The 14,621-nt window shown below is 30.5% G+C and carries 13 protein-coding genes; 11 read left to right on the forward strand and 2 right to left on the reverse strand.

Going from position 1 to position 14,621, the window contains the following annotated elements; all coding sequences use genetic code 11:
* A partial coding sequence (locus tag ACIQ2I_RS04230; protein ID WP_396181186.1) for an OB-fold nucleic acid binding domain-containing protein occupies positions 1-480 on the reverse strand: 480 nt, incomplete at its 3' end.
* 212 nt (positions 481-692) lie between these two features.
* Between ACIQ2I_RS04230 and lipB the strand changes: the two genes are divergently transcribed.
* Positions 693-1,385: a lipoyl(octanoyl) transferase LipB gene (lipB, locus tag ACIQ2I_RS04235; protein ID WP_396181187.1), complete on the forward strand. Its 693-nt coding sequence runs from the start codon at positions 693-695 to the stop codon at positions 1,383-1,385.
* On the opposite strand, the gene ACIQ2I_RS04240 is transcribed toward lipB, so the two are convergent.
* Positions 1,382-2,077 carry a ribonuclease HII gene (locus tag ACIQ2I_RS04240; protein WP_396181188.1) on the reverse strand — a complete coding sequence of 232 codons (696 nt, stop codon included), beginning with the start codon at positions 2,075-2,077 and terminating at the stop codon, positions 1,382-1,384. The genes lipB and ACIQ2I_RS04240 overlap by 4 nt on opposite strands.
* Positions 2,078-2,275: 198 nt before the next feature.
* Between ACIQ2I_RS04240 and ACIQ2I_RS04245 the strand changes: the two genes are divergently transcribed.
* From ACIQ2I_RS04245 to ACIQ2I_RS04290, 10 genes are all read left to right on the forward strand, one after another.
* On the forward strand, positions 2,276-5,419 hold the full coding sequence (locus tag ACIQ2I_RS04245; RefSeq protein WP_396181189.1) for a SusC/RagA family TonB-linked outer membrane protein: 3,144 nt from the start codon (positions 2,276-2,278) through the stop codon (positions 5,417-5,419).
* Positions 5,420-5,430: 11 nt separating this feature from the next.
* Entirely contained in the window at positions 5,431-7,038 is a 1,608-nt protein-coding gene (locus ACIQ2I_RS04250) for a RagB/SusD family nutrient uptake outer membrane protein (RefSeq protein WP_396181190.1), read from the forward strand.
* An 89-nt stretch (positions 7,039-7,127) separates the two neighbouring features.
* A complete protein-coding gene (locus ACIQ2I_RS04255; protein WP_396181191.1) occupies positions 7,128-8,996 on the forward strand; it encodes a putative porin in 1,869 nt (622 codons plus the stop codon).
* A 75-nt stretch (positions 8,997-9,071) separates the two neighbouring features.
* On the forward strand, positions 9,072-10,433 hold the full coding sequence (locus tag ACIQ2I_RS04260; RefSeq protein WP_396181192.1) for a pyridoxal-phosphate dependent enzyme: 1,362 nt from the start codon (positions 9,072-9,074) through the stop codon (positions 10,431-10,433).
* Between the two features lie 93 nt (positions 10,434-10,526).
* Positions 10,527-11,795 carry a DUF2851 family protein gene (locus tag ACIQ2I_RS04265; protein WP_396181193.1) on the forward strand — a complete coding sequence of 423 codons (1,269 nt, stop codon included), beginning with the start codon at positions 10,527-10,529 and terminating at the stop codon, positions 11,793-11,795.
* A 46-nt stretch (positions 11,796-11,841) separates the two neighbouring features.
* A complete protein-coding gene (locus tag ACIQ2I_RS04270) occupies positions 11,842-12,060 on the forward strand; it encodes a PspC domain-containing protein (RefSeq protein WP_396181194.1) in 219 nt (72 codons plus the stop codon).
* 8 nt (positions 12,061-12,068) lie between these two features.
* Positions 12,069-12,947: a ComEA family DNA-binding protein gene (locus ACIQ2I_RS04275; protein WP_396181195.1), complete on the forward strand. Its 879-nt coding sequence runs from the start codon at positions 12,069-12,071 to the stop codon at positions 12,945-12,947.
* A gap of 24 nt (positions 12,948-12,971) precedes the next feature.
* Positions 12,972-14,141, forward strand: a complete 1,170-nt coding sequence (locus ACIQ2I_RS04280; protein WP_396181196.1) for an acyl-CoA dehydrogenase family protein — start codon at positions 12,972-12,974, stop codon at positions 14,139-14,141.
* A gap of 88 nt (positions 14,142-14,229) precedes the next feature.
* Positions 14,230-14,424, forward strand: coding sequence for a 30S ribosomal protein S21 (rpsU, locus tag ACIQ2I_RS04285; RefSeq protein WP_166127146.1), 195 nt, complete (start codon positions 14,230-14,232; stop codon positions 14,422-14,424).
* Between the two features lie 71 nt (positions 14,425-14,495).
* Positions 14,496-14,621, forward strand: a 126-nt coding sequence (locus ACIQ2I_RS04290; RefSeq protein WP_396181197.1) for a site-specific integrase, incomplete at its 3' end; no start/stop codon positions are given.

The following is a 14,621-nucleotide window of genomic DNA, read 5'->3' on the forward strand; positions in this document are numbered from 1 at the left end:
ACGCAGTTCTGCATCGTTAAAGGCATCATGAACATTTCCATCTTCATCAGTTTTTGGAAATGGCAACGGACGCAATGTTTTACTTAAAAAAGTGAAATGATCTACTCGCACGCATTTTGCACCAACTTGTGTAGTAAATAATTCACCTTCTATTCCTAAAAAATCGCCTAAATCGGTTAATTTTTTAAAAACTTGGTTGTATAAGGTTTTGTCTTCCCCTTGGCAAATAAAATCTCTGTTAAAATAGACTTGCATTCTGCCTTCACTATCTTGAATTTCAGCAAAAGCTGCTTTTCCTTGATCTCTCACACTCATTAAGCGCCCAGCAATTACCACCTTTTTTCCTTCTTCAAAATTATCCTTTATGGCTTTTGAAGTGTGCTTTACAGGATATAAATCTGCAGGATAAGGATTAATCCCCAAGTTTCTAAGGGCTTGTAATTTCTCTCTTCTAATGATTTCTTGTTCGGAAAGTTGCATAATATATTATATTTTAAGAAGACAAAGATAGGTAATAGAAATATAGTTTCAAAGTCAGAATTTTTTAGCAGAATGATTTCAAAATTGTATCTTTGACAAATAAATTTATTTTCGTACATGAAATCGTCATTAACAAAAAGTTTGTGCAAGCAAACACCAATAAACAAAAAGGCGATAACATATATGACCGCTAAAAAATATATTTTACATATATGAAACAAATTCAACTCCTTGATTTAGGTAATAAAGATTACAAAGCAACTTGGGAGTATCAAGAAGAATTGTTTAAAAAAATTGTGGATTTAAAAATTCAAAATCGAAATGCAACTTCTCCAATTCCTACTCCTAATTTTTTTCTTTACGTAACACATCCTCATGTGTATACTTTAGGTAAAAGCGGCGATTTTTCAAATTTATTACTTTCCGAAAAACAATTAACTGAAAAAGGAGCAACTTTTTACAAAATAAATAGAGGAGGAGATATTACGTATCACGGTCCAGGACAGATTGTTGGCTATCCGATTTTAGATTTAGAGAACTTTTTTACCGATATTCATAAATACCTTCGATTTCTTGAAGAAGCTATTATTTTAACTTTAGCAGAATACGGATTAAAAACAGAACGTAGCCCTGGCGAAACTGGTGTCTGGTTTGATGTTGGAACACCATTTGCTCGAAAAATTTGTGCATTGGGAGTTCGTGCTTCTCGTTGGGTAACCATGCATGGTTTTGCGTTAAATGTAAATGCCGATTTAGGCTATTTTGACAATATTATCCCTTGCGGTATTCGTGGCAAGTCAGTAACTTCAATGCATGTTGAGTTGGGCAGGGAAGTGATTGAGGAAGAAGTAAAAGAAAAAATTCTAAAACATTTTTCTGTTTTATTTGAAAGTTCATTTATTTAGAAGTCTAATATTAATTGTTCTGGTAATAACCTAAATGTTTTTCGATGATATTTAGTAATCCCATATTTCCGAATAGCTTCTCGATGTTCCTTTGTGGGATATCCTTTGTTTTGTTTCCAATTATACATCGGAAATTCTTCATGAATTGTATCCATAAAATCATCTCGATACGTTTTTGCTAAAATAGAAGCGGCTGCGATACTCAAAAATTTTGCATCACCTTTAATTATGGAAGTAGTTGGAATCGAATTCAAAATTTCAATTTCAATTGCATTAAAAATTTTTCCTTTCGTTTGTTTCATACCCAATTTTCCATTTAAAGGACGATTACCATCTACTATAATATACTCTGGAATGGTTTTCAATTTCAAAATGCTTTCTTGCATCGCTTTCATTGATGCGTTTAGAATATTTATTTCGTCAATTTCCACATTATATATATGTGTAACTGAAAAATCAAATAAATTTTCAATAATGGGTCTTAACTCAAAACGTTTCTTTTCTGTCAACTGTTTGGAGTCATTTATAGCTTGAAACAAAAGTTGTTCTTGTTTTTTTTGAACTTTTGTTAGGTTAATGTTAGGTGATTGTAAAATAATTGCAGCTGCGGTAACGGGACCAGCAAGGCATCCTCTACCAGCTTCATCCGTTCCACACTCAATATTTAAAGTACTATAACATTTATTTAACATAAATTTTTTTTTACAAAAATAAATAAATTAAAATAACATTTAACATTTATTCAAGCCTATTATATCGTGGCTTCTAGGATGCATTTATTTTGGAGAAAAATTTTAACACAAAAAAAATAACAATTTTTTAAAGTATTATTTGTTTATTTAAGAAATTATTAAGAAGTTTGCTGAATAACTAACTCAAATAAAATTAATATGAGATCGAAGTTCAAATGGATTTTTACGCTTTTAGTAGCGTTTACAATGCAGTTTTCTTTCGCACAACAGAAAACTGTTACAGGTACAGTAACAAGTGATGGCGCAAAATTGCCAGGTGCTACTGTAAGTATTTCGGGTACAAAACAAGGTACTCAAACAGATGAGAATGGTAAATTCTCAATTAAAGCAGCTCAAGGTGATGTTTTAGAAGTTTCTTTCTTAGGAAAAGATTCTAAAACCGTAACTGTAGGTGCTGGTAACGTAGTTAATGTTACTTTAACTAATATAGATAGAGTAATTGAAGATGTTATAGTTCAAGGTTACCGAACTACTACAAAAGCTTCGTCATTAGTATCGCAATCTACAGTTAACGCCAAAGCTATTGAAGATAGGCCAAACGTCAATTTCTTGAATTCATTACAAGGTCAAATAGCTGGCGCTAATATCTCTTCTTTCTCTGGTCAACCAGGAACTAACAAGATAGATGTTATAATTAGAGGTCAAGGAACAATTGGAGCTTCTACAGATCCTCTGTATGTAATTGACGGAGTTCCTATGACTCAAGCTTTCTTTAGAAATTTAAATGGTAATGAAATTGAATCTATAACTGTTTTAAAGGATGCTGCCGCAACTGCTATATACGGAAATAGAGCTTCAAATGGTGTTATCAGTATTAGAACAAAAAAAGGTTCTTTCAAAAAATCGTTTGCAGTTAATTATTCATCTTCTTACGGTTTAACTGAATTTAGAGGCGATAATTATAACTTGCCAAATGCAATTCAACATTTACAATTACAGAAAAAAGGATTTGACGAAGGTGTAGGTGCATTATCAAGCGCTTTTGCTAATTCTGGTTCTTATTTTACTGGAACACCTTTAGAAATTACTGTTGATCCAAACAAATTAGAAGCATATGCTGTTGATACAAATTGGAAAGATCTTTTCTTTAGACAAGGTACAACAACATCTCACGATTTAAGTTTTACTTCGGGAAGTGAAAACCTTAATAACTACACTTCTTTAAGTTATTTTGACCAAGATGGTATTGTACCAACAACTAATTTTAAAAGATTTACTATTAGAAGTAACTTTAATGGTAAAAGTACAAATGAGAAATTTACATACGGTTTAAATATTTTTGGTGCATTCTCAAGAAGAAATCAGTTAGAACAAGAAACAAGAGGTGATATTAATTCAAACGTACTACAAAATCCATTAACTGGATATTTAAGTTCTCCAGCCTTTGTAAGCTCTAGTTTATACCAAAATGGTCAACAGTTATTCAATGATTTAGGAAACCCTGCATTAGACATGACGCCATTAATGTTATTAGATTTATATGGTAGAAATAACGCACCAAGTTTCTTTAATGAAATTAAAACTATAATTACAGGTAATGTTGGTTATAAAATTTCTAAAAACTTAACATTCACTACTACTGCTGGTATTGACTTTGCAGATGATAAAAGGAATTTCGCTATTGGACCAAATGCTTATTTATCTATTGTAAGAGCTTCTGGCGCAAGTCAACCATTTCATGGTTTGGAAAACCAAAGTACAACTTCAGAGTTTTCTTTTAACTTAACTAACAAATTAACATATACCAAAACTTTCTTTGAAAAACATAAAATAGAAGCTTCTTTATTTACAGAATATTTCAAAGCTCACAGAAAATCTTTTGTATACCAACAAATTGGTTTAAATCCATTGACTTGGCAACCAGGAGCTGGTACAGGTTATCTTCCTTTCTCTGCGGCATTACCGCTTTCATATTTACCTAGTGTAGGTGCAGGAAAAGCTGATGCTGGATTATTATCTTACTTTGGTTCTTTAGATTACGATTATGACCAAAGATTTGGTATTGCTGCCACAATTAGACGAGATGGTTCTTACCGTTTCGTAAATGATAATAAATGGGGAACTTTTTGGTCGATTGGCGGTAGATGGAATATTTCAAATGAAGAATTCTTGAAAAATAAAAGCTGGTTAGATGAATTAAAATTAAGAGGTTCATACGGTACAACTGGAAACCAGAATGTAATCGGTAGAGCTACAACTAGTAACTTATCAACTATATTTATTGGTAATCAATTAGTTAGAGATTTAAATTCTTCTCAATCTGGTTACAATAATTCTCCTTCTTTTGGAGTGTCTTCAATTGCAAATGAAGACTTAAGATGGGAAGAAACACAACAATGGGACTTAGGTTTAGATTTTGGATTTTTCAAAAGACTATCTGGATCATTTGATGTGTATGACAAAAGAACTGTTGATTTATATATACCAACACCAGTTTCTGCTGGAAACGGTACAACAAGTTTAAATACTAACAATGGAACTATTGAAAATAAAGGTGTTGAATTAGCTTTAAAATATGATATTTTAAGAGATACTAAATTCAAATTATCTATCAATGCTAATGGGGCCTATAATACATCTGCATTTAGAGATTTAGGTGTATTAGATCCTGATGGAGATGGTTTATTCAGAATAAATAATGATTTTGTTTACAGAAAAGGTGCCTTAATTAATGAGTACTTCAATGTGCCTTACATTGGTGTTAATCCTGAAAATGGTAACTTGTTATTTTTGGATATCAATGGAAATCCTACAGAAGCGCCAACTAATGCAGATAGAAGAATAACTAATAAAAATGCTTTACCAACTTACCAAGGAGGTTTTGGTTTAAATGCTTCTTACAAAGGATTCTTTGCTGATGCATTATTTGTTTATGCTTTCGGAGCTTGGAAATTTGATAGTGATTATGATGGTTTAATGGACATAAGAAATGCTGATTTATTCCCAGTTTCAACTGACTTATTTAACGCATGGACTCCAACTAACACAAATACAGATATTCCAGCATTAGCTGCTACAAACTTTGATGCAGGTAATATATCTGATAGATTTTTAAGGGATGCTTCTTATGTAAGATTACGAAATATTACTGTTGGATACAGTGTGCCTAAAGAATTTTTGAACAGAACCTTCTTAAAGCAAGTTAGATTTAGAGTAATGGCAGAAAACTTATTAACATTTACAAAATGGAAAGGTTTTGATCCAGAGAGCTATGTAACAAGTCAAACAGGATACTATCCAACACCAAGAATCTTCACTTTTGGTGTTGATGTTAACTTTTAAAATTTTAAATTATGTTTAAGAAACTTTTATTAATTGGATTATTGTCAATTGGATTATATTCATGTGATGATGCGCTTGAAATCACCCAAGATGGTGAGTTAAATGACAAAACGTTATTTCAAAGTGTTGCAAACATGCAATTGTTTTTGAATGAAACTTATGACAGAGTATCTGTTCAGAATGATATTTTAGTATCTTCATTATTAACAGATGAAGTAGGATTAGGAAGTGCCGGTTTTTCAAATGAAACACACAGATTCTTTATTTTTTCAACTAATGGTTTTGCGTCTTCAATTTGGAACCAGCACTATCAAGCTATTAACTATTCAAATAGATTGATTAGAGGAGCACAATTATTTACACCACCTGCCTCAGATGTTGCTGCTTACAACAATATCATAGCACAAGCGAGAGCAATTAGAGCATTTTCTCATTTTCAATTATTAACTTATTTCTCTTCTGATTTGAGTAATGATAATGTACCTGGTGTTATGAAATTAGATTTCGTTCCAACAGCACAACAAAAAGTTCCACGTTCAACAAATGGAGAAGTATTTGCTTTAATAGAATCAGATTTATTATTTGCACAAAATAACTTAACTACTGCAACAACTGGTGCTGATAGTTGGACATTTTTTAATGTAAATTCAGTTAATGCTTTACGTGCTAGAATGTATTTATACAGAAAGAATTACGTTTTAGCTGAGCAATATGCAAATCTAGTAATAGCTGCTGGTCCAGCATTAGCTTCATGTACATTCTCAAATTCAGCTAGTATTCCTGCTACTTCAGCATTTACACCTATAGCTGTAACGAATCCTTTTTCTGCTGCTCAAGTAACTGCTTTAACAAGTTTGGAAAGCGTTTCTGCTACAGCTACAAACGCGCCTTTATACAGAAGAATGTGGACAGATCAAGTACAAGGTGAAATTGTTTTATCTTTAAAAAGAGCAACAAATAACTCTAACTTTGGTAGTCAATATAATACAAACCAGTCTAATTTAAGTGGTGGTCCTTTATTTGACATGAGTAGAAATTTGTATGGTATTTATTCTCAACCTTTAGGAGGTGGTGCAGAAGATTTCAGAAGATGGTCTTTCGTTGACAGAACGTCAACTTTTCAAGCAAATCCATTAACAGCTACAAAATCAAATGAAGTTATTGTAATTGATAAGTATCCTGGTAAAACTGGAAGTGCTGGTACTAATGATTTAAAAATCTTTAGAATATCTGAAATGTATCTTATTAAAGCTGAATGTAGAGTTAGAGCTAATGATCTTCCTGGTGCTGCAGCTGCAATTCAATTGGTTAGACAGGCAAGAAATTATGTAGCTTCAGCTACTGTTCCTACTCCTGTTTATTCTTCGAATACCAATGCTTTTGCTGATATTTTATTAGAAAGAAGAAAAGAATTAGCTTTTGAAGGTCACAGATATATTGATTTAAAACGTTTAGGTACAGATGCAGGTGTTACTGTAACAGATAGATATTCACAGGATGCTGTTAATGCTTCAGCTCTTAGCCCTGCTAATATTAACGTTACTGATTACAGATTTACTTTGCCTATACCTCAAAATGAGTTAAATGTAAATCCTATGTTACAAAATCCTGGTTATTAATTAACCGATTTTTATAAACTAAACCCCGATTGTATCGGGGTTTTTTTTTACAACAATTTCTCAGTACATTTGCCTTTTAATCTGTAAAAATGAGAACCCTACTTATTATATTGTTTTTTGCTTTGTCATTTTCTTCCTACGCCCAAGAAAGGGATACTACCAAAGTTGTAGACTTAAAAGCAGATATTAAACTTTATAAAACCTTCAATACTCAAAAAGATACTGTTTATATTGATACGTCTTTGACGATTCAAGATGAATATAAATACAATTACTTAAGAAAAGATAATTTCGGTTTGTTTTCCTTTTCAAATGAAGGGTATTTATACAATCAATTAGATTTTTCTAAAAAAGCTACAGGATCTTTGCCTCAATTTGGTTTTAATGCGAAACACGTTTCTTATTTAAACAACAATGATATTTATTTTTATTCGGTGCCAACTCCATTAACGGATATCTATTTCAAAACAGTTATGCGTCAAGGGCAAAGTTTGGATGCCTTATTATCTGTAAATACAAAACCAAATTTAAATTTTACAATTGCTTATAAATCAATTCGTTCTGTTGGTGATTATTTTAATAATTTAACAAGTTCGGGTCATTTTAGATTTATAACTAATTATCATTCGATAAATAAAAAATATTTTTTGAAAGCTAATTTTATTGGTCAAGATATTTTTAATCAAGAAAACGGAGGTATTATAACGTTAGAACAATTAGATGGCACAAATCCTTCATTTAGCCAACGAGAACGTGTTGACGTATATTTTACTGATGCTTCTTCCAAATTAAAAGGAAACCGTTATTTTCTGGATCAATCGTATCAATTTTCTACAGGAAATTCGTTGGTTATTAAACACCAAACGTATTATGAAAATAAGTTTTATGAATTTATTCAAGCTACTAAAAGTGATCGACTAGGAACTGCAATTTCATCTTCTATAAATAATAAAACGCGTTTTGATGTATTTTATAATAAAGTTGGTGTTAGTTTTAAAACAAAAACGTTAGGTGAACTTAATTTTTTTATAGATAATTATTCTTACAATCAATTTTATGTTATTCCAGAAAATGTATCATACAATGCAAATGACAAGTTCAACCTGCACAATCGCGTAACGTCAGTTGGAGGGCAATATGAATTTGATAGAAATAAATGGAATTTTAATATTTTAGTGCAAAATGCTATTGCCATTCAACCAGCATCAAATTTTGAAGCTTTTGCCAAGTATACCTTTTCAAACGATAATTTTGTAAAAATATCAGCACAACAAGTAAGTAAAGTTCCAGATAATATTTTTGTGTTTCATAAAAGTGATTATGATAATTATAATTGGAATACTTCTTTTAAAAATGAAAAAATCAGCGTTGTTAAAGTGGAAACCAAAAATAAATGGGTTGATGCTTCTATTCAATTATCTAATTTAAATGATCATTTGTATTTTTATAATACCACACAACGAATAGATAGTTTGGTTGTAAAACCATTTCAAAACAGTAAATCTATTCAGTATGTAAGTGCAGAAGTTGCTAAAGAAATTAAATTTAGAAATTGGGCGCTAGATAATAGAATTAAATTTCAAGAAGTGCAACAAGACGCAAAAATTTTAAATTTACCAAATATAGTTTCACGAAACACATTGTATTATACCAAACCCGTTTTTAAGAAAGCGATGTTGTTGCAAACAGGTGTTACATTAAACTATTTCACCAAGCATTACGCAAATGATTACGTTGGTGTTTTAGGTGAATTTTTCGTGCAAGATCAAGTAAAAGTGGGAGGATTTCCCGTTTTAGATTTCTTTTTGAATGCTCGTGTGCAACAATGTAGAATTTACCTCAAAGCAGAACATTTTAATGCGTTGTTTACTAATAAAGTCGATTACTTTAACACACCAAATTCGCCATTTCGTGACTTTCATATCCGTTTTGGTTTAGAATGGAATTTCTTTAAATAGAATGAATTGACCAATTGAAGTTATTTTTTGTAAATCATACAAGAACATGTAACTTTGTCATCACAAAAAAATAATATGAAATACGCAAAAAATATCTTAGAAACAATTGGTAATACGCCAATTGTAAAATTAAATAAAATTACAGCCGAAATACCTTGTTTGGTTCTTGGAAAATTAGAAACCTTCAATCCAGGAAATTCTGTAAAAGACAGAATGGCCGTAAAAATGGTGGAAGATGCCGAAGCAGATGGTAGATTAAAACCAGGCGGAACAATTATTGAAGGAACTTCAGGGAATACGGGAATGGGTTTGGCTTTAGCAGCTATTGTTAAAGGTTACAAATGTATTTTTGTAATTTCAGACAAGCAATCAAAAGAGAAGTCGGATATTTTACGCGCAGTAGGCGCAAAAGTTATTGTGTGTCCTACAGATGTAGAACCAACCGACCCACGTTCGTATTATTCCGTTTCAAAACGTTTAGGTGATGAAATTCCAAATTCTTGGTATGTAAATCAATATGACAACCCTAGTAATGCCATTGCACATTATGAACAAACCGGACCAGAAATTTGGGAACAAACTGATGGAAAAATTACGCATTTTGTTGTTGGAGTAGGAACTGGAGGAACAATTTCCGGGGTGGCTAAATATTTGAAAGAAAAAAATCCGAATATAAAAATTTGGGGAATTGATACGTATGGATCTGTATTTAAAAAATACCACGAAACAGGTATTTTTGATGAAAATGAAATTTATTCATATATAACAGAAGGAATCGGCGAAGATATTTTACCTTTAAATGTTGATTTTTCTTTAATTGATGGTTTTACAAAAGTTACAGATAAAGATGCAGCAGTTTATACCAGAAAATTGGCTTTAGAAGAAGGAATGTTTTGTGGTAATTCAGCTGGCGCCGCAGTTAAAGGTGTTTTGCAATTAAAAGAACATTTTAAACCAGATGACGTTGTGGTAGTTTTATTTCACGATTCTGGAAGTAGATATGTTGGTAAAATGTATAACGATGAATGGATGCGTGAACGCGGATTTTTAGAAGAAGACATAACCAAGGCCGAGGATTTAATCAAAGATCATAAAGACAAACCATTAATTATTGTTAGAACAGAAGAATTGGTGTCTCATGCTATTGAAAGATTAAAAAAATACAAAATTTCACAAATTCCAGTAATTGACACTACTGGTTTTGTAGGAAGTTTAGATGAATCGGATTTATTTAGAAGCTTTTTTGAAAACAAAGACATTGCTGATATGCCGATAAAAGAAGTAATGGGCAAACCTTTTCCAATTGTTCTAGCTTCAGCTTCCATTGATGAAGTTTCTAAATTAATTAATAAAGACAATCAAGCGGTTTTAGTTGATTTAGGAAACGGGAAACATCATATAATTACTAAACATGATATAATTAGTTCAATTAAATAGAAAAACTAAATAAATATTTTTAAAACGGATAGCAAAATGTTATTCGTTTTTTTTATATTTGTTTTTATATAAGCCAATAAAAAAATCCACGCCATGCAAGAAGAATTTCTCCATTATTTATGGGTAAATAAGAAACTACCATTTACCCAGCTCAAAACACATCTTAACGAAGATTTAGAAATCAATCATTTTGGACAGTATTTACAAAATGAGGGACCAGATATTTTTAATGCTCAAATTTCAATCAACCAACAAAAATGGGCTGGAAATATTGAAATTCATGTAAAATCTTCCGATTGGTATTTACATAAACATGAAAATGACACCAATTATGACAATATAATTCTTCACGTAGTCTGGGAGAATGATGCCCCAATTTTCAGGAAAGACAATTCGGAAATACCAACGTTAGAAGTAAAAAAGTATGCTTCACTTTCTGAAATAAACCAGTATAAATCACTAATAACTTCAAAATCTTGGATAAATTGTGAAAATCAAATTGCTGAAGTTGACAATTTTATTTTGGAAAATTGGTTAGAAAGCATATTTTTAAAAAGATTAGATAGAAAATCTGAAATTATCGATAAGCGATTACAAGAAACAAATAGTAATTGGGAAGCCGTTTTTTTTGAAATGTTATGCAAAAATTTTGGCCTCAATACAAATGGCGATTGCTTTTTGCAAGTGGCAAAATCCATTCCATTTTCGATTGTTAGAAAAGAAAGTTTTGATATTGAAAATTTAGAAGCTTTATTTTTTGGAAAATTAAATTTATTAAACGAGCAAATAGAAGATGAATATCAAATAAAATTAGCATCGCGTTGGAAATATCTCAAAATAAAATACAACTTTGAGTCAGAATTTGGTTTGCATCCGCAATTTTTTAAATTGCGTCCTGATAATTTTCCAACTATACGTTTGTCCCAATTGGTTATGATGCTTTGTAACAATCAAAACTTGTTTTCTCAATTGATTCAGGCCAATTCCTATTCTCAAATCAAGCAATTATTAAAAAGTGAAACTTCAGAATATTGGAAAAGTCATTATAATTTTTCAAAAACAAGTAAAATAAAAAACAAAGTATTAACTACTCAATTTATTGATTTGATAATAATTAATACAGTAATTCCAATTAAATTTTGTTATGCTAAAAATCAAGGAAAATTAAATATTGAAGAATTAATAAGTCTTTTAGAAGAAATGCCAGCAGAGAAAAATGCTATTCTTAAAAAATTTTCTGAATTTAATATTAAAACAAAGACTGCTTTTCAATCGCAATCATTATTAGAACTTAAAAATGAATATTGTAATAAAAATAAATGCCTTAACTGTGCTGTAGGTTTGCAATTGTTAAAAAACTAAGTATCTTTATGCTTTAAATGTCACTACAAATAATTTGATTTAATACATGTACAACATACTTCATTTCTTCGAAAAAAACGGTTTTTTTGTGGCGTCGCGTTTAGCTGACCGATTGGGAATGCGCGCTACTCAAGTACGGTTGTTTTTTGTGTACATATCTTTCATAACTGTTGGTTTAGGTTTTGGTTTTTATTTAACATTAGCTTTTATTTTAAAACTAAAAGATTTAATTTACACAAAGAGGAGTTCTGTTTTTGATTTATAAATTAAGCTATGTTACGATTTTCTAAAGGACATTATTTTGGAATTGCAATTTTGATTTGTAGCATTGGATTGTTACAACTATTTATTTATTGGTATAATAACCAAAAGGATACAACGTCTTTCGAATTAACTCAAGAGGAGAAAAATTGGCTTTTAGTTCAAAATGAAATTGATAGTATAAAAGAAGTAAATCAGGAAAATTCAAATATAATTTATCCATTCAATCCAAATTTTATTTCAGACTATAAAGGATATAAACTTGGTATGACAGAAGCACAAATTGATAGGCTACATCAATTAAGAAAGCAAAATAAATATGTAAATTCTAAATCTGAATTTCAAAAACTTACAGGTGTTTCAAATGAATGGATGAAACAATATGCTATATATTTCAAATTTCCAGATTGGGTAACTAAAAGAACTAATAAAAATTACAAATCAAAGTTCGAAAATACGTATCAAAAATTTGATAAAAAAGAAACTAAAATTGTTGTGCAAGATTTAAACACTACTGATCAGATTGCATTAGAAAAAGCCTATATGATTGGTGAAAAATTAGCCATTAGAATTATTTCTGAAAGAGAAAAATTTGGAAATTTCGTTTCAATGGATCAGTTACAATTTATTTGGGGAATTTCACCAGAAGCAATTTCGGATTTAAATAAAAAATTTCAAATTAAATCTTCAGGAAACTTAAAAAAGATAAATATTAACACTTCTACAATTAAAGAATTGCAACAATTCCCTTATTTTAATTACACTATAGCCAAGAATATAGTAACTTTTAGAAGTATGAATGGTGATTTTAAAAAGAGCGAAGATTTAACAAATGTTAAACTATTTCCACTTGAAAAATTACAAATAATAGCCTTATATTTGGAATTCTAAAAACAAACCAATAAAATCTAATAAATGAATTCATTATATTTTACAGAAGAACACGAATTATTTAGAAAAAGTTTACAAGATTTTTTGCAAAAAGAAGTAGTGCCACACATTGAAAAATGGGAAAAAACGGGTACAATTGAACGCTTTATTTGGAAAAAATTCGGCGAAATGGGCTTTTTTGGAATTAATTATCCTGAAGCTTATGGTGGATTAAATTTAGATTTGTTTTATAGCGTTGTGTTTTTAGAAGAACTTCAAAAAATTAAATCCTCTGGTTTTGCCGCAGCTATGTGGGCACATGCTTATTTGGCAATGACGCATTTAAATGCAGAAGGAAGTGAAAAAATCAAACAAAATTATTTAGCACCAAGTATATTAGGTGGAAAAATAGGCGCTTTATGTGTTACCGAACCTTTTGGAGGAAGTGATGTTGCAGGAATGAGAACAACAGCTATAAAGCAAGGTAATAAATTTATCATAAACGGCTCAAAAACATTTATTACTAATGGTGTATATGCTGATTATTACATAGTAGCTGCAAAAACAAATCCAGAATTAGGAAATAAAGGGATAAGTATTTTTTTAGTTGATACAAACTTAAAAGGTATTTCTGCAACAAAATTAGACAAACTAGGTTGGAGAGCTTCCGATACTGCTGAAATTGCATTTGATAATGTTGAAATTCCAATAGAAAATTTAATGGGAGAAGAAGGAAAAGGATTTCCTTATATCATGCAGCATTTTGCATTTGAAAGATTAATTATGGCGGTTAATGCCCACGCTCGTGCGGAATATGCTATTGATTATACTATAGAGTATATGTCGCAACGCGAGGCATTTGGTACTACTATTAATAAATTTCAAGCCTTACGTCATACAATGGTGGAACATGCTACCGAAGTGGAACATTGCAAAATATTCAATTACGCAGCGGTAGCTAGATTAAACAATGGCGAATATGTTGTGAAAGAAGCTACAATGGCAAAATTGAAATCTACAAAAGTAGCCGATTTGGCTATATATGATTGCATGCAAATGCTTGGAGGTTACGGATATATGGAAGAATATCCGCTAGCCAGATTGCTAAGAGATAGTCGTTTAGGACCAATAGGCGGAGGTACTTCAGAAATTTTGAAAGAAATTTTATCAAAAATGATTATCGATAATAAAAATTACAAACCAGCCGTTAAATAGTTGTTTTTAAAAAAATTTACAATTCGTAATTCATAATTCATAATTTTTATTTAAGTTTGCACCCTTAACGAGAGGAGGTGTCAATATTATGTTAATTATACCAATTAAAGACGGAGAAAATATCGATAGAGCATTAAAGCGCTATAAAAGAAAATTTGATAAAACAGGAACTGTTCGTCAGTTACGTGCACGTCAAGCTTTCATTAAGCCTTCTGTAACAAATAGAATTAAAATTCAAAAAGCAGCTTACATCCAAAACATGAGAGACAACTTAGAAAGTTAATCCATCATTTTTTGATTAAATACTTTAACCGTTAGATTATAAATTATAAATTTGTATCTAACGGTTTTTTTATGCGCAATAATTTACACTCTCATTTAGAATATCTAGAAAAAGAAAAAAAGTATTCACCACTCACTGTGAACGCATATCAAAAAGATATTTTATCATTTCAACTGTTTCTAAATAAAAATCATGAT

The organism is Flavobacterium sp., from assembly GCF_044368995.1.
Taxonomy (GTDB): Bacteria; Bacteroidota; Bacteroidia; order Flavobacteriales; family Flavobacteriaceae; genus Flavobacterium.